This window comes from Curtobacterium sp. MCBA15_008 (assembly GCF_001865065.1).
Lineage (GTDB): Bacteria > Actinomycetota > Actinomycetes > Actinomycetales > Microbacteriaceae > Curtobacterium.
Window position 1 is genome coordinate 31,516 of sequence record NZ_MJGN01000075.1, and the last position, 22,136, is coordinate 53,651.

Here is a 22,136-nt window from a genome sequence, read left to right on the forward strand (position 1 = left end):
ACTCGATTGCGTTCAGCGACCTCGCTGTGAACGTACAGGCTGAGCGGAGCGTTGTCCGCTACTCGGTCAGAACACGACGACGGTCTTGCCGCGCACGCCACTGGACGCCATTGCGGAGAGCGCGTCTGCGGTCTCGGCGAAGGAGACGGTCCGACCGACCACCGGACGGACCGCCCCGGCCTCGACGAGCACCGACAGCTCACGGAGTTGCGCGCCGCTCTCGTGCATGAACAGGAACTCGTAGCCGACCTCGAGCGCGGCCGCCTGCGAGCGCACCTTCCGGCTCAGCCCGGCGACGGCGAGCCGTACGAGGGGATTGAGCCCCGCACCCCGAGCGAACGCCGGGTCCGGCGGGCCGGCGATCCCGATCGCGCGTCCGCCGGGCCGCAGCACACGGAGGGACTTCGCGAGGTTGTCGCCCCCCAGGCTGTCGAGCACGAGGTCGTAGCCGTCGAGCAGCGCCTCGAAGTCCTCGTTCCGGTAGTCGATCACGACGTCGGCGCCGAGCGACCGGACGAAGTCGGCGTTCGCTGCGCTCGCGGTCGTCGCGACCGTCGCGCCGAGGTGCTTCGCGAGCTGGATCGCGATCGAACCGACACCCCCTGCGCCGGCGTGCACGAGCACCTGGTGCCCGGGGCGGACGTCGCCGCGCTCGACGAGCGCCTGCCAGGCCGTCAGGGCGACGAGCGGGAGCGACCCCGCCTCGACCGTGCTCAGGCCGGCGGGGATCGGCGCGAGGTCCTGCTCGGCCACGGCGACCCGCTCGGCGAAGGTGCCGACCTGGTCCTTCCGCGGTCGTCCGTACACCCGGTCGCCGGGTCGGAACGCGCGGACGTGGTCCCCGACGCTGACGACCGTGCCGGCGACGTCGTGCCCGAGGACCTGCGGCAGGTCGTACGGCAGGATCGCCTTGAACTCGCCCAGCCGGATCTTCTCGTCGAGCTGGTTCAGGCCGGCCGCCTCGACGCGGACGAGCACGTCGCCGGGTCCGACGACGTGCTCCGGGACGTCCCGGAGCTCGAGGGGCTGCTGGTAGCGGGTGAGCACGAATGCCTGAATGGTCGTCCGATCTCGGTTCGTCTCGGTCGGTGAGTACACTCAATACTGAGTGCACTCAGCCCGATCGTCAAGAGGCCGTGGCAGGATGAGGGACGACGACGGCGGCGGAAGGACCAGGAGTGCCCGAATCGACAACCGGCGGTCGCCGCGAGCGGAACAAGCAGGAGAAGCTCGACCGGATCGTCGCCGCCGCGGCCACGCTCTTCGCCGAGCACGGGGTGGACGACGTCACGACGCAGCAGATCGCCGACGCCGCGGACATCGGCACCGGCACCCTGTTCCTCTACGCCCGGACCAAGGGCGAGCTGCTGCTGCTCGTCCAGAACGCCCACTACGCCGAAGCACTCGAAGCGGGGCGCGCTGCGGCGCGTTCCGCGGCCGGGTCGTCGACGTCGGCCGTCCCCGCGGTCCTCGCGCTCGTGCGGCCGGTGGTCGCCTGCAACCGCGAGCAGGTCGAGAACGGACGGACGTACCTGCGGGAGATGGTCTTCGGGGACCCGTCCGAGCCGAACCACGCCGCTGCACTGACCATCGTGGCGCAGACCGAGGCCGAGCTGGTCGCGATCATCGAACGTGACGGGACCGGGCACGACGACGCCGTGCAGCTCGCCCGCGCGGTCTCGGCGGTGACGTTCCTGGCGATGGCCGCGACGACGACGCCGGACGTCGACGCGGTGATGGGCGACATCGAGGCGCAGGTGCGAGCGGTGCTGCGGCGCTGAGACCCCGGGGAGCGCCGTCCGCGTACGGTCCGGGCCGTGTCAGACCACCAGCCGCACCAGACCGATCCAACCCGTGTCGGTGACCAGCCGGCACTGCGCACCGCATCCGGATCGAACTGGCTCGTGTGGGGTGCCGTCACCGCGGTGCTCGTCGCCGCCGTGATGGTCCTGATGGCGATCCGCTCGCCGGGCGTGGGGTGGCCGGCACTCGTCGCCGTGGTCGTGCTGTTCGTGGCGATGGTGGTCGTGCGGGCTGCCGTGCGACCGCGGCGTGCACGGCTCGTCACCTTGGCCGTGCTCGACCTGGCGATCGTGGTGATCGGCCTGGTGGCCACGCTGGTGGTGTTGTTCTCGGAGTCAGGGGCCTGAGACCCGGTCCTGGTCGGCGCCGTCCCAGAGGTCGGCGCACGGCACGGCCTCGGCGCCGACGGCTCGCAGCCAGGCACCCGCGCCACGGTCCGCGGTCGACGGATCGGCTGCGGCCACGTCGAGGTGGTCGGACACGGCCGCCCAGTGCGCTCGGCCGATCAGGACCGGGTGCCCCGGGCGCCCCGCGTACTCGGCCTGCCGCACGGCGCCGGTCCGTCCGGCCCGCTCCCCGAGGACCCGTCGCACCGCTGCCGACGGCAGCCTCGGCAGGTCGACGAGCGAGACGAGCGCGGCGTCGACCGGGGTGGACGACGCGGCCAGCGCCGCCAGGCCCCGCGAGAGCGACGCGCCGAGGCCGCGCGCCCAGTCCGGTGCGACGACGGTGCGCACGCCGGGCCGGTCGTGCAGCAACAGGGCGGCCTCGTCGGCGCGCGCACCGAGGACGATGACGACGTCGTCGCAGCCGCCCGTGAGCATCGTCGCCGCGGCGTGCACCGTCCACGGGGTGCCGTCCGGGCCCGCGACGAGGGCCTTCGGCCGCCCCATCCGGGTCCCGGCGCCGGCCGCCAGCAGGAGCCCCGTGGTGCGACCGCCCTCCGCCGTCACACGAAGCCCGGCACGGCGGTCCAGGCCGCGGGCGCCTCGGCGACGCCGTCGCGGACGACCGTGCCGGCGATGAGCCCGTACGGCCGGTCGGCGGCGAAGAAGACCTCGCCCGGGTTGTCGAGGCCGAACGGCGCCAGGTCGACCAGGAAGTGGTGCTTGTTCGGCATCGCGAAGCGGACCTCCGCGATCTCGGGGAATGCCTCGATCGCCGCGCGGCCCATCGCGAAGAGGGTCTGCTGGAGCGCCAGCGAGTGCAGCTCGGCGAAGGTCGCGAGCATCCGGTCGAGGACCCCTCGGTACAGCGCGTCGTAGTCGATCCCGGCCGCGACGGCCTCGGGCGTGTACCGCCAGCGGGCCGTCACCGAGGTCGCGAGGATGCGGTCGTCGGTCTCGGCGAGCGTGGTGTAGCCGTCCCGCGGGAACCCGTGGAACTCGCTGCCGGTCGACTTGAGGACGGTGAGGTCGGTGACGCCCGCGACTACGTGGACGTCCTGGCCGTCGACCTGCACGACCGCGGTCCGGGTACCGCGGCCGGCGCGGACGAAGGCGTGGTCGTGCTCGCTGCCGTCCACCGCGATCCGCTCCCAGGCGTGCTGCTCGGCGGAGAGCGTGGCGCCCTCGTACCAGTCGAACGCGCTCGTGAAGCGCCGACCGAGGCGGAGCAGGAAGTCCTCCGGCGTGTGCACGCCGTGCTCGCGGGCGAAGGCGTAGACGGTGTTCTTCTGGGTGTCCGTGGCGAGGACCTTGGCGTTGTCACCGTCGGTGTACGAGTCGGCGAGCGCCGCGCCCCGCAGCTGTGTCGTGATCGTCAGGTCCTCGATCTCGTGCCGCGGGGTGTCGCGCGTCACCCGGACGAGCCGGACCTCGGCCTTCCCGTACTGGTTGGCACCGAGGTGCACGGTCGTGGCGGTCGAGGTCGGGCTCGCGGGGGTGCCCGTGGTCGTGTCGGTCATGTCCCGGAGGATTCCACCCGGTTGTTTCGGCGGTGTCTCCGGCAGGTGACGGCCTGTCGCGACCGCCGTCACCGAGTGTTCCCGGCCCGTAACCACGCTGAAACACCCGTTCCGTACGGTGGCCGACACCAGATCCGATCCGAGGAGGTCGTCGTGCACAGCAGCGGCAGCGCCAGCAGCTCGACGCGTCCGACCTCGGCGTGGAACCGCGGGATGATCGCGCACGGCCGACGGCGGGGACGTGTCCTCAGTTCCCCCTCGACCACTCCGATCGGACCCTTCCATGGACCTCGTCACCGTCCGCACCGTGCGGACGCCCACGCGCCGCGACGACCTCGCCCTGACCGCGGGTGACCGCCCGCTCGCCGGGGGTACCTGGCTCTTCTCCGAGGAGCAGCCCGGCCTGACCGGACTCGTCGACCTCACCGCGCTCGGCTGGCCGGACGTCGACCGGGCGCCCGGCTCGCTGACGATCGCGGCGACCTGCACGATCGCGGCCCTGCTCCGGCTGCGTCCGGAACCGGAGTGGTCGGCGTGGCCGCTCGTCGACCGGTGCGCGAACGCGCTGCTCGCGTCGTTCAAGGTCTGGAACAGCGCGACCGTGGGTGGCAACGTGGCTGTGGGGCTGCCCGCCGGCGCGATGACCGCGCTGCTGAGCACGCTCGACGCGACCGCGGTCGTCTGGACGTCGGACGGCGGGGAGCGCCGGGTCCCGGTGGCGGAGCTCGTGCTCGGCGTCCGGACGCTCGACCTCGGCACCGACGAGGTCATCCGGTCGTTCGAGGTGCCGGAGGCGGCGCTGACCGCGACGACCGGGTTCCGCCGGGTGTCGCTCAGCCCGCACGGCCGGTCCGGCTCGCTCGTCACCGCCCGGTGGTCGTCGGCGGGGTTCGTGCTCGTCGTGACCGCGGCGACGCCCCGGCCGCTCGTGCTCCGGTTCCCGTCGGTGCCCCGCGCCGAGGTGCTCGCCGAGGCCCTGAGTGCGCACGACGACTGGTACGACGACCCGCACGGCTCCCCCGCGTGGCGTCGCGCCGTGAGCACCCGCTTCGCGCACGAGCTGCGCGACGAAGCCGCCCGGACGACGGCGGTGGCGGCATGAGGATCGACGTGGACGGCGCCCCGTTCGAGGTGGACCCGCAGCCCGGCCAGGTCCTCCGCACGCTGCTGCGCGAGCACGGCGTCACCTCGGTGAAGAAGGGCTGCGACGCGGGCGACTGCGGAGCCTGCTCTGTGCTCGTCGACGGCGTCCCGGTGCACTCCTGCATCACCCCGGCACACCGGCTGGAGGGCCGCTCGGTGACCACCGCCGCCGGGCTCGGCACCCCGGAGGACCCGCACCCCGTGCAGCGCGCCTTCGCCGACGCGGCCGCGTTCCAGTGCGGGTTCTGCACGGCGGGCTTCGTGGTGACCGCGTCCACCCTCGACCCCGACGACCTGGCCGACCGCCACCGCAGGCTGAAGGGGAACCTCTGCCGGTGCACCGGGTACCGGGCGATCGAGGACGCCCTGGACGGCGTGACGAACACCGCCTGCGCCGGCGCCGGGGAGGCGATCGGCCGCTCCGTCGCTGCCCCGGCCGCACGGCGGATCGTCACCGGGCAGGAGGAGTACACCCTCGACGTGCGCGGCACCGAGGCGCTGCTGCACCTCGCCGTGCTCGGCAGCCCCCACCCGCACGCCCGGATCACCGCCATCGACACGACGGCGGCCGAGGCCCTGCCCGGCGTGCACGCCGTCCTGACCCACCACGACGACCCCGGGGTGCTCTTCTCGACGGGCCGGCACGAGTCGCGGCTCGACGACCCCGACGACACGCTGGTGTTCGACCGCGTGCTGCGCTTCCGTGGCCAGCGCGTCGCGGCCGTCGTCGCCGACAGCGTCCGGACCGCCGAGCTGGCGTGCGACCTGGTCCGCGTCGAGTACGAGGTGCTGCCGAGCGTGCACGACCCGGACGAGGCACGACGGCCGGGCGCTCCCCTGCTGCACGGCGAGAAGTCGACGGCCGAGCACCGGATCGCCGAACCGAAGCGGAACGTCGTCGCGGCGCTGCACGGTGCGACGGGCGACGTCGACGCCGCCCTCGCCACGGCCGACGCGACCGTCGACGGCACCTGGTCGACGGGGCGTGTCTCCCACGCGGCGCTCGAGACGCACGCCACACGGGGGCGGCTGGACGCGGACGGACGCCTCGTGCTGCGGACCGCCACGCAGGTGCCGTTCCTGGTGCGCGACGAGATCGCGCGCGTCTTCGGGCTCGACCCGGAGCGCGTGCGCGTGGTCGCGAAGCGGGTCGGTGGCGGGTTCGGCGGCAAGCAGGAGCTGCTCACCGAGGACCTCGTCACGTTGGCCGTCCTCCGCACCGGACGCACCGTGCAGTACGAGTACAGCCGGCAGGACGAGTTCACCATCGCGCCGACGCGTCACCCGATGCGCGTGCGGGTCCGGCTCGGCGCGACCGCTGACGGTGCGCTCACCGCGATGCACGTCGACCAGACCATGGACACCGGCGCGTACGGCAACCACGGCGTCGGCGTGATGTTCCACTCGGTCAGCGAGTCCGTCGCGGTCTACCGGTGCCCGGTGAAGCGGGTCGACGCGGAGTCGGTGTACACGAACAACCTCCCTGCCGGGGCCTTCCGCGGCTACGGCCTCGGGCAGGTGGTCTTCGCGATCGAGTCCGCGATGGACGAACTCGCACGGCAGCTCGGCATCGACCCGGTCGACCTGCGCCGCCGGAACGTGATCGTGCCCGGGGACCCGCTGGTGGTCACCGACCCCGACGAGGAGACCGACCTGCGGTGGGAGGGCAGCTACGGCCTCGACCAGTGCCTCGACCTCGTCGAGGACGCCCTCGCCGGCCCGCTCCCCGAGGTCCCCCGGATGGACGGCCCCGTGCTCGACGACTCGCCGGACTGGGCGTACGGCACCGGGATCGCCCTCGCGGCCATCGCGACGATGCCGCCGCGCGGCCACCACGCCCACACCACGGTGGAGCTCCGGCCCGGTGGGCGCTACCGGATCGGGGTCGGCACGGCCGAGTTCGGCAACGGCACGACGACGGTGCACACGCAGCTCGTCGCGGACGCGCTCGGCACCACGCCCGATCGGGTGGACGTGCACCAGTCCGACACCGACGCCGCCGAGCACGACACCGGCGCGTTCGGGTCGGCGGGGGTCGTGGTCGCCGGGCGCGCGCTGTACGCCGTAGCACAGACGCTCCGAGACGACCTGGTCGCCCGTGCGATGGCGATCGTCGGCGCGCGCACACCCCGCACGGCCGACGGCCCGCTCGGCCCCGCGATCGCGGTCGGCCCCGAGGGCGTCCGGATCGGGGACGAACTGGTCGGGCACGACGAGCTGCTCGCCGACGGGCCGCTGCTCGCACACGGACGCCACGACGGCACGCCGCGGTCGCTGGCGTTCACGGTGCACGGCGCACGCGTGGCCGTGCACCGCCCCACCGGTGAGGTCCGGGTGCTGCAGAGCGTCCAGGCGGTCGACGCCGGGACGGTCCTCAACCCCGAGCAGCTGCGCGGTCAGGTCGAGGGCGGGTCGGCGCAGGCGATCGGCTCGACCCTGTACGAGGAGGTCCTGCTCGACGACACCGGTCGGGTCCTCACCGACGCCTTCCGCTCCTACCGGGTGCCGAAGATCTCCGACGTGCCGCGCACCGAGGTGCTCTTCGCCCGGACGCACGACCCCCTCGGGCCCCTCGGGGCGAAGTCGATGAGCGAGGCGCCGTACAACCCCGTCGCACCGGCGGTCGCCAACGCCGTACGTGACGCGATCGGGATCCGCCCGTACCGGCTGCCGATGACGCGGGACCGGGTCTGGGCCCTGATCGCCAACGCGACCGACGCCGGAGGTGCCTGATGTTCGAACTCGCACCGCGCCTCCTGGCCGTGCTCGACGCGGGTGACCCCGTTGTCGTCGCGACGGCCGTCTCGATGCAGGGCAGCGCGCCGAGCGGCGTCGGGACCTCGATGGCGATCCTGCCCGGCGGCGAGGTCGTCGGGACCATCTCCGGCGGCTGCGTCGAGGGGTCGCTGTACGGCACCGCGGAGGAGGTGCTCGCCACGGGCGTCGCGGTCCTCGAGCGGTTCGGGTTCGACGAGACCGGACCGGACGGCGACCCCGATGCGGTGTGGGCGCCCGCGCTCCGGTGCGGCGGCCGGATCGAGGTCCTCGTGCACCGGGTCGCGCCGGACGACCACGCGGTGGTCGACGCCCTGCGACGGGCCGAGACCGGCGCCCCGGTGTCCCTGGCGCTCTCGCTCGACCCGGGGACGCTCGCCACCGTCGTCACCGCGCCGGAGGGCTGCCGCGGACGGGTCTTCACCGAGCGGGCCGACACCCGTCCCCGGTGCATCGTGGTCGGTGCCGTCGAGTTCGCCGTTGCGGTGACCAACGCGGCGGCGGTCCTCGGCTACGCCGTCACCGTCGTGGACCCGCGCCCGGTGTTCCTCACCGACGAGCGCTTCCCGGCCGCCGACCAGCGCGTCGTCGGATGGCCGACCCGGGTGCTCGCGGAGACACCCGTCGACGCGAGCACCGCGGTCGTGGTGCTCTCCCACGACGACCGGTTCGACGCGGCGGTGATCGACCTCGCACTGCGGCGTGGTGCGGGCTACGTCGGCGCGATGGGGTCCCGCGCGACACACGAGCGGCGGCTCGAGGAGCTCCGGGCGCTGGGGACGCCGGACCTCGGGCGGCTCCGGTCCCCGATCGGGCTCGACATCGGTGCGGTGACGCCGGCGGAGATCGCGATCGCGGTGATGGCCGAGGTGATCGCGGTGCGGAACGGGGCCGGCGGTGGCGCGCTCACCGGCGGCGAGGGGCCCCTGCACCGGCGACGGGGCGAGGCGCTGCGCGTGTGACGCACGGCGCGGGGGGCCGTGGGCGTTGGTGCGTGTGCATGTTCCGACGTTCCACCTGTCGTTCGACGCGTGTGGTGTCGCAAGGTGCGCATGCATCTGGTGCGTGCGCATGTTCCGACATCCCACTTGTCGTTCGACGCGTGCCGTGTCGCAGGGTTCGCACGCATCGAACGCCGCGCGCCCCCGCGTCACCGGGCCGGCGTCCGCGCCAACCGCTCGGCGAGCCGGGCCGCCACCTCGCGCTCGTCAGCCGACACGAGCCTCCCGTCCCGGACCACCACACGCCCGCCGACCACGACGTGCCGGGGCCGGCGACCGGGCGACGCCCAGAGCAGACCGGCCACCACGTCGTCGACCCCCGCGTCCGCGACACCGGAGACGTCCCACACGCACAGGTCACCGGCGGACCCGGCACCGAGGTGCCCGAGCTCGGGACGCCCGAGCCCGACCGCCGATCCCTCGGTCATCATGCCGAGCACCTGCCGAGCCGGCAGCTGTGGCCCGACGAGCGCGGAGACCTGCATCGCGAGCCGGCCGTCCGCGAGCAGGTGGCCCGCGTCGTTGCTGCCGCCACCGCTCGTGCCGAGACCGACCGTGATCCCCGCCGCGGCCAGGCGCGCGACGGGCGCGATCCCCCAGCCCATCGGCACGTCGCAGCCCGGCGCGTGCGTCGCGCTCGCACCGGACGCGGCGATGCGCGTGATCTCGTCGTCGGTCACGTCGCACAGGTGGGCGATCGTGACGTCGGGCGCGAGCCACCCCCACTCGTCGAGCAGGTCGAGGGGCCGCCGCCCGTACCGTTCCAGTGCGATCGCCGTGTCGACCTGCTCGTTCGCCTGCGTGCGTCGTCGGAGACCGTGCCGCGCGGCGACCTCGCCGAGTGCGCGGAACGTGGCCTCGCCGTCGGAGTGCACCCCCGCCGGCCCGACGGCCACCTGCAGCAAGCCGTCCGGGTCGACGCCGCCCACGGCCTCCGCGTGGAGCAGCCCCGACGCGATCGCGTCCGCAGACGTCGCGGCTCGCTGGGCGTCGTCCCGCGCCGAACCACGGACGAACACGAGCCGGCCACCGAGCCCCCGCACGGCGTCGACCGTCGCGGCGGCGAGCGCCACCGTGTCGTCGGTGGTCGCGTCGGCAGGCCAGTTCAGGTGGTGGTCGGCGATGGTCGTGACCCCGGACAGGAGGCCCTCGGCGGCCCCGGCGGACGCCGCCAACCCGTAGAGCTCGGGATCGTGCCCGACCCGCGCGTACGCCTGCGCCATCGTCGGCAGCCAGTCCGCCATCGGCACCCCACGGGTCCCCGGGAGCGTCCGGAACGCGGTCTGCAGCAGGTGGTGGTGCGCGTTGACGAGGCCAGGGGTGACGACGCACCCCGACGCGTCGAGGGTGCTCGCGACGTCGCTGCCGTCGTCCACGACGACGTCGCCGTCGCGCTCGGTCCGGGGGTCGACGAGGACGCGGCGGGCGCCGGTGACGGTCAGCATGCAGGCGTTTCTAGCAGCCCGCTGTTTCCGGCCCGTGACGGCCCGTTCCCGTCCGGTCGCCGGGGCCTTCCGGGAAACCCGCCCGTAACCCCCGCGGAACACCGGGCCCGTACGGTCGCAGCATGTCTCAGACCCTGATCCGCGCCGGCTGGGTGCTCACCGCCGCACCGGACGACTCCGCCACGCCCGCAGCGATCCGCGACGGGGCCGTCCTGCTCGACGGCGACAAGGTCGCGGCGGTCGGGACCTTCGCGGAGCTCTCGGCCGCCCACCCCGAGGCGACGGTGCGCGGCGGCGCGTACGACGTCGTCACGCCCGGCTTCGTGAACACCCACGGGCACTTCAGCGAGGGGCTCATCACGGGCATCGGCTCGCAGTACACGCTCTGGGAGTGGCTCACCGCCCTGATCGGCCGCGTCAACCCGGTGATGACCCGCGAGAAGGCGTACGCGGGCACGATGCTGCAGGGCATCCAGATGCTCCGGAGCGGCGTCACGACCGCGAACGACATGTTCTGCGCCGACCCGATGCCCGACGAACCGGCGACGCCCGGGGTCGTGCAGGCGCTCGAGGAGCTCGGCCTGCGCGGCGTGGTGTCGTTCGGCTCCGGTGACGTCGACCGCGACTTCGGGGCGACACCGATCCTCGAGGAGTTCGAGGCCCTCCGCGAAGCCGCCGACGCCAGCCGCTACAGCTCGTTCCGCGTCGGCGTCTCGTCGATCGGCCGCTACACCGACGACACCTGGCAGGAGCACGTCGACTACGCCGTCGCCGGCGGACACGGCGTGCACGTGCACTTCCACGAGGTGCGCGAGGAGGTCACCGCGGCACGACAGCGGACCGGCCGGACGGCGATCGGCCACGCCGAGGCGACGGGCATGTTCCAGGTGCCGGTGATCGCCGCGCACAGTGTCTGGGTCGACCGCGAGGACCGCGAGCGGTACGCGACGAACGGCGTCGGCGTCGCCCACAACCCGGTGGCGAACGGGATCCTGGCGAGCGGCATCGCGCCGGTCGCCGAGTTCCGCGCGCTGGGCGTGCCGGTCGGGATCGGGGTGGACGGCCCGGCGTCGAACGACTCGCAGGACTTCCTGCAGGCGATGAAGACCGCGGCCCTGCTCGCCCGGGTCCGCGACCTGCAGGCCACCGCGATGAGCGCCCGCGAGGCGTTCGAGATGGCGACGATCGGCGGCGCCCGCGCACTGCGCATGGACGACACGATCGGCTCGCTCGAGCCCGGCAAGCGCGCGGACCTGGTCGTGTTCGACGGCGAGAGCCCGACCCTGGCGAACGTCCACGACCCCTACCAGGCGGTCGTGTTCGTGGCCGGCAGCCGCGAGGTCAAGGACGTCTGGGTCGACGGTGAGCTGAGCCTGGCCGACGGCGAGGTCACCCGCGTCGACGTGCACGAGGCGGTCGCGCGGGCGCGGCCGCTCGCACGGCAACTGGTCGCCGAGGCGGGCCTGGAGCGCCTGTCGGCGCTCACCGGCGCGCCGCTCGACGACACCGAACGCCCGTAGCGGGGCAAGGACGGGACGGACGGGAGGCAGTGCGCACGTCGCGCGCACCGCCTCCCGTCCGACGCGATCAGAGTTCCAGGACCAAGCGCGGGCAGCCGCGTCGGGCGCGGGACACGCAGACCATCATGGTGCGGTCGTCGGCCTGTTCCTCGGGGCTCAGCACGGTGTCGCGGTGGTCGACCGCGCCCTCGAGCACGGGCGTCTCGCACGTCCCGCAGGTGCCCTCGCGACAGGACGACAGCACGAACGAGCCCGCTTCCTCGGCGACCTCGAGCAGGGTCCGGTCGGCCGGCACCGTGACGGTGACCCCGGTGACGGCGAGCTCCACCTCGAAGGGCTCACCCGGTGCGTCCACGTCCGCCGCGGGTTCGAAGCGCTCGACCCGGACGTTCCCGGCAGGCCAGCGCGCGGTGGCCGCTTCGACCGCGTCCATCAGCCGGCGCGGGCCGCAGCAGTAGACGACGGCGTCACGGACCGGCCCGAGCAGCGCGTCGAGGTCGAGCCGGGTGCCCTCGTCGGAGACGGCGAGCGCGACCCGGTCCGGGTGATCGCCGACGAGCGCGTCCGCGAACGCCATCCGGTCCCGCCGTCGACCCGCGTAGTGCAGCTCCCACGGTGTGCCGGCGCGTTCCGCGGCAGCGACCATCGCGGCGATCGGCGTGATGCCGATGCCGCCCGCGACGAACACCGCCGGGCGACCGGGGTCGAAGCCGAAGTGGTTCCGCGGGCCGGCGACCGTGGTCTCGGCCCCGACGTCGAGTCCGTCGTGCACCGCGGCCGATCCGCCCCGGCCGGCGGCTTCGCGGAGGACGGCGATCCGCCAGTGCCCGTCCGGCGTGGTCGCGACGAGGGAGTACTGGCGCTCGGTGCCGGGCGCGACCTCGAGGTCGATGTGGGCGCCGGGCTCCCAGTCCGGCAGCGGCGTGCCGTCGAGTGCGGCGAGGTCGAGCACCACGACGTCGTCGGTCACGCGCTCCCGACCGGCGACGCGGACGCGGCGTCGCAGGTCGGCACCGGTCGGGACGGCCGTGGTCGGCGCGGCACTCACGACGCCGCTCCGGTGCGCGGGGACTCCTTGACGACGATCATGTGGAACCGGCTGCCGTCGGCACTCGCCCACCGGTGCCCGGTCCCGCCGCGGTAGTACGCGGAGTCGCCGGGTCCGAGCCGCAGCGGCGGTCGACCCCGCAGGTCGAGCAGGACGTCGCCGGCGAGCACCGTCAGGAACTCGTCCTCGTGGTGCTCGAAGTACTCGCCGAGGTCGGTGTTGTCCCCGACCCACTCGAGCGGTTCGAAGGCGTGCGGTCCGGCGTGCACGAGCAGCCGCGCCTCGCCGCTGGAGAACGGTCCGCGCGCACCCTCGCCGGCGCGGATGACCTCCGGCGTCTGGTCGTCGGGCTCCTCGCGCTCGGGTGCTGCGGCGGCCAGGAGTGCGACCTGCGTGGTGTCGAGCGCCGCGGCGATCTTCTCGAGCGAGACCATGCTCGCACGGGAGTGTCCGCGCTCGACCTGGCTGAGGAACGGGTGCGACAGCCCGGTGCGGTCGGCGAGCTGCACGAGGGTCATCCGTGCGGCACGGCGGCGGCTCCGGACGTGTTCGCCGATCCGTCTGGCCTGTTCGTCGACGACGCGATCGGCGTCGAGGAGGTCGGTGGGCATCGCGCTCCGTTCGTGGTCTGGGGGCGGTGGGCGTTCCGGGAGCGACTGCTCGTCACAGTCGGCAACCGGCTGGAAACGGGTGGGAAACACGCCGCACCTAGCATCGTGAATGTTGATGCGATCAACATTGTCACACACGATCGAGAGGGTCCCATGGAGTCGTCACTGCCCCGCCGGATCACCCTCCTGCGGTCCGCCCTGCTGCCCGACGGCGGGCTCGTCGACGTCGCGATCCGCGGCGAACACGTGACCGAGGTCGTGCCCGCGGGGTCCCTCGGTGCCCCGGCCGAGAGCACGCTCGACCTGGCCGGACGCCTGCTGCTGACCGCCCCGGCCGACCCGCACGCCCACCTCGACAAGGCCCTCAGCGCCGACCGCATCCACCCGCCGCTCGGCGACCTCGGTTCGGCGATCGCCGCGTGGTCGGACTACGCGACGACGATGTCGGTCGACGAGATCGCCGACCGCGCCCGCACCCAGGCACTGGCGATGCTGGCCGCGGGCACGACCGCCGTCCGCAGCCACGTCGACGTCCTCAGCGCGCACGGTTCCGCCACGGTCGCGGACGCCGTGCGCGGTGCCCGGGCCCTGGTGCGCGTCCGGGAGGAACTCGCCGACCTGATGGACATCGAGCTCGTCGCCCTCGCCGGCCCCCTCGCCCCGGACGACCACGTGGCGGCCGTCCTCGACCTCGGCGTCGACCTGGTCGGCGGCGCCCCGCACCTGGCCGAGGACCCCGCGGCGGACGTCGACCGGCTGCTCGCCATCGCCCGCGACCGCGGCCTCGGGGTCGACCTGCACGCGGACGAGAGCCTGGACGGCCCCGTCACCCTCGACCACTACGCCCGATCGGTCCGCGACTGGCCCCGCGACCGGCAGTACTCCGCCGGGCACTGCGTCCGCCTCGGCACCCTGCACCCGGAGCGGCTCGCCGAGGTCGTCGCCGACGTGGCCGCCGCGGACCTCGGCGTCATCACCCTCCCGATCACCAACCTCTACCTGCAGGGGTGGCAGCACCCGGTGGCGACGCCGCGCGGGCTGACGGCGATCCGGGCGCTCCTCGACGCCGGCGTCCGGGTGGCCGCCGGTGCCGACAACGTCCGCGACCCGTTCAACCCGGTCGGACGGAGCGACGCCTTCGAGACCGCGTCCCTGCTCGTCACCGCCGGGCACCTGACGCCGGAGGAGGCGTACGCGATGGTGAGCGACACCGCCCGCAGCGTCATGGGGCTGCCGGTCGCCGGCGTCGTGCCCGGTGCACGCGCCGACCTGCTCGCCGTCGCCGCGACGAGCATCACCGACGCCGTGGCGAACGCCCCGGCCGACCGCATCGTCCTGTCCCGCGGGCGCCTCGTCGCCCGCACCGAGGTGCGGCGCAGCGTCGCCGCCCCCGCCCGGACCCACGCCGCACCGGCGCGCGAGTCCGAGCCCGCAACCGTCCCCGTTCCCTGACCGCGCACGCCCATGCACGAGAACACGAGGTAGTCGTGACCACCACCGCACCGTCCCCCGTCACCGCGACGGACACACTGCTCGACTTCCGGAACGTCGAGATGACGTTCCCGAACGGCACGATCGCGCTGCAGGGCGTGGACCTCACCGTCGACCGGGGGCAGTTCGTCTCCGTCGTCGGCCCGTCCGGCTGCGGCAAGTCGACCCTCCTCCGGATCGCGTCCGGCCTCGAGACCGCCTCGGACGGTACCGCCGGGGTCGCCGCGGACCGGATCGGCTACGTGTTCCAGGACGCCACCCTCCTGCCGTGGCGGTCCGTGCAGGGCAACGTCGAGCTGCTCGCCGAGCTCCAGCACGTGCCGAAGGCCGAACGGGCCGCCAAGGCGAAGCACGCCATCGACCTGGTCGGGCTGAACGGGTTCGAGACGAACCTGCCGAAGCAGCTCTCCGGCGGCATGCGGATGCGCGTGTCCCTGGCCCGGTCGCTGACGCTCGACCCGCAGCTGTTCCTGTTCGACGAGCCGTTCGGCGCCCTCGACGAGATCACCCGTGAACGCCTCAACGACGAACTCCTCCGGCTCTTCGTGGAGCAGCAGTTCGCCGGCCTCTTCATCACCCACTCGGTGTCCGAGGCCGTGTACCTCTCCACCGAGGTCATCGTGATGTCCGGCCGTCCGGGCAGCATCGTCGGCCGGTTCGACGTGCCGTTCCCGATGCCCCGCGACCCCGACATCCGCTTCACCCCCGAGTTCGCCGAGCTCGTCGGCGAGGTCTCGCACGCACTCCGGGAAGGACACCGCTGATGGCCACCCTGCAGGAGGTCGCCGACGCCCGCGCGACCCGCGCCGCCGCCCGCCGTTCCGCACCACGCGTCCGCCGTTCGGTCACCTGGTGGCAGCCCGTCGTCGTGTTCGCGCTGCTCGTCACCGTCTGGTACGCCGTCGCGTACTACTACGACCACGTCCGGGAACTCGCGTTCCTGGTGCCGTACCCGCACCTCGTCCTCAAGGCGATCGTCGCGCCGACCGGCATGAACGGAGCGCCGACGACGTTCGGCTCGGACCTCTGGGCGGCACTCGGCCGGACCACGGTCGTGTCGCTCACCGGCCTCGGCTTCGCGATCGTGATCGGCGTCGTCTGGGCGATGGCGATGGCGCAGGCGAAGTGGCTCGAGAACTCGCTCTACCCGTACGCCGTCGTGCTGCAGTGCGTGCCGATCCTGGCGCTCGTGCCGCTGATCGGCGCCCTGTTCGGCTACGAGTTCGTCAGCCGGGTCATCGTCACCGTGATGATCGCCCTGTTCCCGATGGTGTCGAACACCCTGTTCGGGCTGCAGTCGGCCGACCGGGCCCAGCGCGAACTGTTCCAGCTGCAGCGCTCCAGCCGGCTCGCGCAGCTCGTCAAGCTCCAGGTCCCCGCCGCGCTGCCGTCGATCTTCGTCGGGCTGCGCACCTCGGCCGGCCTGTCCGTCATCGGCGCGATCGTCGGCGACCAGTTCTTCCAGCGCGGCAACCCCGGGCTGGGCGTCCTCATCCAGGTGACGGCCTCGCGCCTGATGGGCCCCGAGCTCTACGCGACGATCATCATCGCCTCGCTGTACGGCGTCGCCGTCTTCCTGGTCTTCGGCCTCGTCGGACGCCTCGCCGTCGGGCGCTGGCACGACTTCGGCTGACCCCGCGTGGCGAGTGCGGCGAGTGCGGCGAGCGCGCCGCGCCCGCCGCCACACCCCAGCGCCCGCACCCGCACCCGCACCCGCACCCCTGAACCCACCCCAGCACCACGAGACCCGCACCACGAACGGAGCCTCCATGCGCACCACCACCCGAATCGGCGTCGCCACCGCCGCCCTCGCCGCCACCGCCATCGCCCTCACCGGCTGCGCGTCGGGCTCGGCCGGCACCACGAACACGACCGCCGCGACCTCGAACACCGCCACCGGGCCGAAGGTCGACCTGTCGAGCGTCTGCCCCGCGACGGTCGTCGTGCAGACCGACTGGAACCCCGAGGGCGAGCACGGCCACCTGTACCAGATGCTCGGCGCCAACCCGGCGATCAACGCCTCCGACAAGAGCGTCACCGGCGACCTCGTCGCCAACGGCAAGAGCACCGGCGTCAAGCTCGAGATCCGTGCCGGCGGCCCGGCCATCGGCTACTCGAAGGTCAGCTCGCAGATGTACCAGGACAAGTCGATCACCCTCGGCTACGTCTCCACCGACGAGGCGGTGCAGTTCTCCGGCAAGCTCCCCACCACCGCGGTGTTCGCCGAGAACGACCAGTCCCCCTTCGTCATCATGTACGACCCGTCGACCTACAAGGACGTCGACAGCATCAAGGACCTCGGCAAGCAGCTGGAGAAGAACAAGGGCGTCGTCCGCTACTTCAACGGCGCCTCGTACATGTCGTACCTCGAGTCGGCCGGCATCCTCCCCGAGAGCGTCCTCGACGGCAGCTACGACGGCACCCCGTCGAAGTTCGTCTCCGCCGGCGGCAAGGACGCCCAGCAGGGCTTCGCCACCGCCGAGCCGTACATCTACCAGAACCAGGTCGCGGCCTGGGGCAAGAAGGTCGACTACAAGCTCGTCTCGAGCACCGGCTGGAACCCCTACCCCGAGACGATGTCGATCCGCTCCGGTGAGATGTCGAAGCTCAAGCCCTGCCTCGAGAAGCTCGTGCCGATCACGCAGCAGGCCGACGTCGACTACCTGCAGTCCCCCGGCGCGACGAACGACCTCATCACGAAGCTCGTGCAGCAGTACAACAACGGCTGGACCTACGACTCGAAGGTCGGCGCGTTCGCGGCGAAGCAGATGGTGAAGCTCGGCATCGCGACCGACGGCTCGAACGGCTACGTCGGCGACATGGACGAGCAGCGGATGACCGACTTCATCAAGAAGGCCACCCCCGTCTTCTCCGGCTCCGGCGGCGACGTGAAGTCGGGGCTCACGGCCTCCGACCTGTTCACGAACGAGTTCCTCGACCAGAAGATCGGGCTCGGTTCCTGACCCGGGCCGGCTGAGCCGACCCACAACCGGACTGGAGGCGCGGTGCCAGACCGCCCCGCGCCTCCAGTCCGTCGTCCCGCACCAGTCCACCCCACAGGAGCCAGCATGACCACCGTCACCACCGCCTCCACCACCACGATCGAGGCGCTCCGCGCCGAGCTCGTCGACCTGCTCGGCGAGCGCGGCGTCAGCACCGACCAGCGCACCCGTGAACGCGCCTCCGTCGACGAGGCGACCATGAGCCCCATCCTCACCGAGCAGCTGCCGCTCGGTCTGGCCGACCTCGTCGCCTCGCCGGCGAGCGCCGACGAGATCCAGGCGACCCTGCAGGCGGCCGTCCGCCACGGCGTGCCCGTCACCACCCGCGGGAAGGGCACCGGCAACTACGGCCAGGGCATCCCGCTGCACGGCGGCCTCGTCCTCGACACGTCCCGGGCACGCGCCGTGGTCGAGGTCGGCGACGGCTGGGTCACGGCCGAGGCCGGCGCCTCGATGGTCGCGCTCGAACAGGCCGCCGCGGCCGCGGGACAGCAGCTCTGGATGTACCCGTCCACCGCACAGTCGACGATCGGCGGGTTCCTGTCCGGCGGGTCCGGCGGCACCGGGTCGATCGCGCACGGGTCGAACTGGCAGGGCTTCGTGACCGCGCTCGACATCGCCCTGCCCGGCGCGGCCCAGCTGCTCCACGTCGAGGGCGAGGAAGCCCAGACGTTCGTGCACACGTACGGCACCGCCGGGGTGATCGCCCGCGCCACGGTCCGGCTGGAGCCACTGCAGGACTGGCGCGCCGTCTACGCGACGTTCCCGACGTTCGAGCAGGCCCTGACCGCCGTCCGGACCCTGCGCGGGCTGGACCCGGTCCCGCGGCTCGTCAGCGCGGACCGCGCCGAGATCGCCGCGACCCTGCCGAAGGACGCCGCGATCGTGGCGGGGCGGGCGAGCCTCCGGGGCATCGTCGACGCCGTCGCGCTCGACGAGGCCCGCGACCTGATCGACCTGGCCGGCGGCACCGTCGAGGACGTCCGCGAGGGCCTGCAACAGACCACGAAGGTGTCGATGCTGTCGTACAACCACCCGATCTGGTGGCTGAAGCGGAACACGCCGGACACCGAGTACTTCCACGTCGAGGTCGGCGGCGAGGCGCTGATCGACCGGATCGCCGAGGTCGAGGCCGTGTACCCGGGCGGGATGCTGCACATCGAGGCGGCGCACGTCGGCCCGATCGGGATGCTCACGGCGCCCTACACCGGGGCCGAGGACGTCTACGCCGGCTACCCGGTGCTCCGCGACCTGGGCGTCCGGGTGCACAGCCCGCACCAGTACTACGTCGACCACGGCGTCGAGGAGCTCATCGTGCTGAAGCAGCGCACCGACCCGGACGGACTGCTCAACCCCGGACACGTGATCGACCCGTCGCTCGTGGTGTCGGGCGGGTCGACCGCGTCGGCGCAGCCGGCCGTGCCGGGGTTCGGCAAGTGACCGCGTCGGGCGCCGGCACCCGCAAGCTCGCGGAGCTGTCCGGACCCGCCGTCGCCGCGGGCTTCGGGCCGGACACCATCGTCGTGCAGCCGACCGGGGCCGTCGAGCACCACGGACCGCACCTGCCGCTCCTGACCGACTTCCTGCTCGCCGACCACATCGGCGGCGCGGCGGTCGAACGCGCCGCCGCCGAGGGACTCGACGTCTGGCAGCTCCCCACGCTCGCGTTCACGAAGTCCGACGAGCACAGCTGGGCGCCCGGCACGGTGTGGCTCGACACCGAGACGATGTTCGACACGGTCGTGCAGGTCGGTCGGGCCGTGGCGCTCACCGGCGCCGGCACGCTCGTGTTCGCGAACGGGCACGGCGGCAACGTCGCCCTGCTGCAGGTCGCGCTCCGCGAGATCCGCAAGCGGTACGGGCTGAAGACGTTCCTCATGCCGACCCTCGCGCGGATCCCCGCGCCGGACGGCGAGGACGCCGACGAACTCGGCCTCGGCATCCACGGCGGTGCCGCGGAGACCTCGATGATGCTGCACCTGCGCCCCGACCTCGTCGACATGACGCTCGCCGAGCGCTGGGTGCCCGAGCACCTGGCCGCCTTCTCGAAGATCGCGTTCAACGGCGGACCGGTGTCGTTCGGGTGGCTCTCGAACGACTTCGGGGACGCCGGGGTCGTCGGTGACGCGAGCCGGGCGACCGCCTCGTACGGGGCGGCGCTCTGGGAGCACTCCCTCGACGAGGCGGTGGCGTCGCTGCACGAGATCGCGCGGTTCGACCCGGCGTCGCCGCGGTGACGGCAGCGGGCGGGGCCGTGCCGGCGGCGGCACCGGCACCGGCGTCAGCGGCGGCCGGGCCCGTGCCGGTGTCGGCCGCGTCGGCGTCGTCGTCGTCGGATCCGCTCGTCCTGGCCGCGGCGTGGTTGGACGGGGCGGACGCGGCGCCACCGACGATGACGCTGTCGACCATCGGCCTCGACGGGTACCCGTCCGCGCGCACCGTGCTGCTCTCGCGCTTCAACGGCGCACGGTTCCACTTCCACACCGACACGCGCAGCCGAAAGGCCGCCGAGCTCGCGGCCGTCCCCCGCGCGACCGTGACCCTGCACCAGCCCGAGCACGCGCGGCAACTCGTCGTGACCGGCGACGTGGCGGTGGTCACCGCGGAGGAGGCCCGTGACGCCTACGCCGCTCGCAGCCGCTACCTGCAGGTGCTCGCGTGGCTCAACGACCACGAGCTCGCGGCCGAGCCGGACGTCCGTCGGCGCGAGCGGTGGGCGGCGTTCGAACGGGATCGCGGTGCGGACCTGGAGCCGCCGGAGACCTGGGCCGGGTACGCGATCACCCCCGTGCGGATGCTGTTCTGGCAGGGCGACGCGGCGGGGCCGAGCAATCGGCTGGCCTACTCCCGCGACCCCGGGGCGGACGGTGGCTGGCGGCTGGAGCACTTGCCGGGCTGAGCGCTTGACACGCTTTGGCTACGCGGTGTAGCTTTTGGCTACAGGCAATAGCCAAGGAGGCCGCCATGCTCGAACACCTCGACACCGGTGCAGGGACGATCGCGTACGACGTCACCGGAACGGGACCGCTCGTCGTCCTCGCCCACGGCATGGGCGACAGCCGACACTCGTACCGGTTCATCGTCCCCGAGCTCGTCGCCGCGGGCTACCGCGTCGCCAACGTCGACATCCGCGGAGCGGGTGACTCGAGCACCGGGTGGGCGAGCTACGAACGCGCCGACATCGCCGGCGACCTCGTCGCGCTCGTCCGGCACCTGGGCGGCCCGGCGGTCGTCGTCGGACAGTCCATCAGCGGCGGGGCAGCGACGATCGCCGCCGCGACCGCGCCCGACGACGTCGTCGGCATCGTCGAACTCGCACCGTTCACCCGGAAGCAGTCCTTCGACCTCGTCGGCCTGCTCCGCAACCGCACCCACCGCGCGGGGACGATGCAGCTCCTCAAGCTCATGACGACCGGCAGCCTGCCCGGCTGGCTCGCCTACCTGGACATCGCGATCCCGACAAAGCCGGCGGACTGGACCGAGGAGCGCCGGCGCATCGAGAGCACGCTGCAGCAGCCCGAACGGATGGCGGCGCTGCGGGCGATGACGAAGACCTCCCCGGCCGACGCCGGTGCACGACTGGGCGACGTCCGGTGCCCGGTCCTCGTCGTCGAGGGCAGCGCCGACCCGGACTGGGCGGACCCGCGGGCCGAGGGCGAACGCGTCCTCGCCGACCTGCCCGACGGACTCGGCACCCTCGTCGTCCTCGACGGCGTCGGCCACTACCCGCACACCGAGGCGCCGGCCGAGGTCCTCACGCTGCTGCTGCCGTTCCTCGGTCGGACGCTGCCCTCGGTCGCCGGGGACCAGCGTGCCTAGGGCCGGCCTCGACCCGGCGATCGTCACCGAGGCCGCGGCCGGCCTGGCCGACGAGATCGGGCTCGCGCAGCTGACCATGAGCCTCGTCGCCGAGCGCCTCGGCGTGAAGGCCCCGTCCCTCTACAAGCACGTCGACGGGCTGCCCGACCTCGTCCGCCGCATCGCGGTGCTCGCCGCCACCGAACTCGGCGACGAGCTGCGGGACGCGATGCAGGGCCGAGCGGGACGCGACGCGCTCGAGGCCGCGGCGCAGACCGTCCGCCGGTACGTCCAGCAGCACCCGGGCCGGTACGATGCGACGACCGGCGTCCGGCCGACCGATCCCGACGACCCGCTGACCGTGGCGCTCGACCGGACCATGGCGTCGTTCGCCGCGGCGCTGCGGGCCTACGCGCTCGACTCCGCGGACGAGGTGCACGCGCTCCGGATGCTCCGCAGCGTCCTGCACGGCTTCGCCACGCTCGAGGCGTCCGACGGGTTCCAGATGGCGACCGACGTCGACGCGAGCTTCACCTGGATGGTCGACTTCCTGGACCTCGGGTTCCGCGCGGCCGCTCGACGGTGAGGCGCGC

Annotated in this window: 21 protein-coding genes; 15 read left to right on the plus strand and 6 right to left on the minus strand. The window is 73.3% G+C overall.

The window, feature by feature from the left end:
• Positions 1-66: 66 nt before the first annotated feature.
• Positions 67-1,059, minus strand: coding sequence for an NADP-dependent oxidoreductase (locus BIU96_RS18370; RefSeq protein ID WP_071294146.1), 993 nt, complete (start codon positions 1,057-1,059; stop codon positions 67-69).
• A 119-nt stretch (positions 1,060-1,178) separates the two neighbouring features.
• Between BIU96_RS18370 and BIU96_RS18375 the strand changes: the two genes are divergently transcribed.
• The gene (locus tag BIU96_RS18375; RefSeq protein WP_071294053.1) at positions 1,179-1,781 is read left to right on the plus strand and encodes a TetR/AcrR family transcriptional regulator; all 603 of its coding nucleotides are present in this window, start codon (positions 1,179-1,181) and stop codon (positions 1,779-1,781) included.
• Positions 1,782-1,817: 36 nt separating this feature from the next.
• The gene (locus tag BIU96_RS18380; protein WP_071294054.1) at positions 1,818-2,150 is read left to right on the plus strand and encodes a hypothetical protein; all 333 of its coding nucleotides are present in this window, start codon (positions 1,818-1,820) and stop codon (positions 2,148-2,150) included.
• On the opposite strand, the gene BIU96_RS18385 is transcribed toward BIU96_RS18380, so the two are convergent.
• Together BIU96_RS18385 and pucL are read right to left on the minus strand one after the other, a co-directional pair.
• Positions 2,139-2,756 carry an NTP transferase domain-containing protein gene (locus BIU96_RS18385; protein WP_254786244.1) on the minus strand — a complete coding sequence of 206 codons (618 nt, stop codon included), beginning with the start codon at positions 2,754-2,756 and terminating at the stop codon, positions 2,139-2,141. The genes BIU96_RS18380 and BIU96_RS18385 overlap by 12 nt on opposite strands.
• Positions 2,753-3,709: a factor-independent urate hydroxylase gene (gene pucL / locus BIU96_RS18390; protein ID WP_071294055.1), complete on the minus strand. Its 957-nt coding sequence runs from the start codon at positions 3,707-3,709 to the stop codon at positions 2,753-2,755. The genes BIU96_RS18385 and pucL overlap by 4 nt, the downstream gene beginning before the upstream one ends.
• Positions 3,710-3,992: 283 nt before the next feature.
• On the opposite strand from pucL, the gene BIU96_RS18395 reads away from it, so the two are divergent.
• Genes BIU96_RS18395 through BIU96_RS18405 form a run of 3 tightly spaced genes read left to right on the plus strand, consistent with a single transcriptional unit; the run spans position 3,993 to position 8,589 of the window.
• Complete coding sequence (locus BIU96_RS18395; RefSeq protein ID WP_071294056.1) at positions 3,993-4,811, plus strand: xanthine dehydrogenase family protein subunit M; 819 nt, start codon at positions 3,993-3,995, stop codon at positions 4,809-4,811.
• Positions 4,808-7,585, plus strand: a complete 2,778-nt coding sequence (locus tag BIU96_RS18400; RefSeq protein ID WP_071294057.1) for a molybdopterin cofactor-binding domain-containing protein — start codon at positions 4,808-4,810, stop codon at positions 7,583-7,585. The genes BIU96_RS18395 and BIU96_RS18400 overlap by 4 nt, the downstream gene beginning before the upstream one ends.
• Entirely contained in the window at positions 7,585-8,589 is a 1,005-nt protein-coding gene (locus tag BIU96_RS18405; RefSeq protein WP_071294058.1) for an XdhC family protein, read from the plus strand. Before BIU96_RS18400 ends, BIU96_RS18405 begins: the two co-directional genes overlap by 1 nt.
• 188 nt (positions 8,590-8,777) lie before the next feature.
• Here BIU96_RS18405 and BIU96_RS18410 read toward each other — a convergent pair whose 3' ends face one another.
• Positions 8,778-10,073 (minus strand): amidohydrolase family protein, encoded by a 1,296-nt coding sequence (locus tag BIU96_RS18410; protein ID WP_071294059.1) that lies wholly within the window; start codon positions 10,071-10,073, stop codon positions 8,778-8,780.
• Between the two features lie 122 nt (positions 10,074-10,195).
• Between BIU96_RS18410 and BIU96_RS18415 the strand changes: the two genes are divergently transcribed.
• On the plus strand, positions 10,196-11,593 hold the full coding sequence (locus tag BIU96_RS18415; protein ID WP_071294060.1) for an amidohydrolase family protein: 1,398 nt from the start codon (positions 10,196-10,198) through the stop codon (positions 11,591-11,593).
• Positions 11,594-11,660: 67 nt separating this feature from the next.
• On the opposite strand, the gene BIU96_RS18420 is transcribed toward BIU96_RS18415, so the two are convergent.
• Together BIU96_RS18420 and BIU96_RS18425 are read right to left on the minus strand one after the other, a co-directional pair.
• A complete protein-coding gene (locus BIU96_RS18420) occupies positions 11,661-12,641 on the minus strand; it encodes a PDR/VanB family oxidoreductase (protein WP_217642299.1) in 981 nt (326 codons plus the stop codon).
• The gene (locus tag BIU96_RS18425; RefSeq protein ID WP_071294061.1) at positions 12,638-13,252 is read right to left on the minus strand and encodes a helix-turn-helix domain-containing protein; all 615 of its coding nucleotides are present in this window, start codon (positions 13,250-13,252) and stop codon (positions 12,638-12,640) included. Before BIU96_RS18425 ends, BIU96_RS18420 begins: the two co-directional genes overlap by 4 nt.
• A gap of 153 nt (positions 13,253-13,405) precedes the next feature.
• On the opposite strand from BIU96_RS18425, the gene BIU96_RS18430 reads away from it, so the two are divergent.
• The 9 genes from BIU96_RS18430 to BIU96_RS18470 all read left to right on the plus strand — a co-directional run bounded on the left by BIU96_RS18430 (position 13,406) and on the right by BIU96_RS18470 (position 22,129).
• Entirely contained in the window at positions 13,406-14,704 is a 1,299-nt protein-coding gene (locus BIU96_RS18430; protein ID WP_071294062.1) for an amidohydrolase family protein, read from the plus strand.
• Positions 14,705-14,739: 35 nt separating this feature from the next.
• Positions 14,740-15,507, plus strand: coding sequence for an ABC transporter ATP-binding protein (locus BIU96_RS18435; protein ID WP_071294063.1), 768 nt, complete (start codon positions 14,740-14,742; stop codon positions 15,505-15,507).
• Positions 15,507-16,376: an ABC transporter permease gene (locus BIU96_RS18440; protein ID WP_071294064.1), complete on the plus strand. Its 870-nt coding sequence runs from the start codon at positions 15,507-15,509 to the stop codon at positions 16,374-16,376. The genes BIU96_RS18435 and BIU96_RS18440 overlap by 1 nt, the downstream gene beginning before the upstream one ends.
• A 136-nt stretch (positions 16,377-16,512) precedes the next feature.
• The gene (locus BIU96_RS18445; RefSeq protein WP_071294065.1) at positions 16,513-17,706 is read left to right on the plus strand and encodes a nitrate ABC transporter substrate-binding protein; all 1,194 of its coding nucleotides are present in this window, start codon (positions 16,513-16,515) and stop codon (positions 17,704-17,706) included.
• 105 nt (positions 17,707-17,811) lie between these two features.
• Positions 17,812-19,185, plus strand: a complete 1,374-nt coding sequence (locus BIU96_RS18450; RefSeq protein ID WP_071294066.1) for an FAD-binding oxidoreductase — start codon at positions 17,812-17,814, stop codon at positions 19,183-19,185.
• A complete protein-coding gene (locus BIU96_RS18455) occupies positions 19,182-19,982 on the plus strand; it encodes a creatininase family protein (protein ID WP_071294067.1) in 801 nt (266 codons plus the stop codon). The genes BIU96_RS18450 and BIU96_RS18455 overlap by 4 nt, the downstream gene beginning before the upstream one ends.
• Positions 19,979-20,644 carry a pyridoxal 5'-phosphate synthase gene (locus tag BIU96_RS18460; RefSeq protein WP_139200148.1) on the plus strand — a complete coding sequence of 222 codons (666 nt, stop codon included), beginning with the start codon at positions 19,979-19,981 and terminating at the stop codon, positions 20,642-20,644. The genes BIU96_RS18455 and BIU96_RS18460 overlap by 4 nt, the downstream gene beginning before the upstream one ends.
• Positions 20,645-20,709: 65 nt before the next feature.
• Positions 20,710-21,564, plus strand: a complete 855-nt coding sequence (locus BIU96_RS18465) for an alpha/beta fold hydrolase (protein WP_071294068.1) — start codon at positions 20,710-20,712, stop codon at positions 21,562-21,564.
• Complete coding sequence (locus tag BIU96_RS18470) at positions 21,557-22,129, plus strand: TetR/AcrR family transcriptional regulator (protein WP_071294069.1); 573 nt, start codon at positions 21,557-21,559, stop codon at positions 22,127-22,129. The genes BIU96_RS18465 and BIU96_RS18470 overlap by 8 nt, the downstream gene beginning before the upstream one ends.
• The last annotated feature ends 7 nt before the right edge of the window (positions 22,130-22,136 follow it).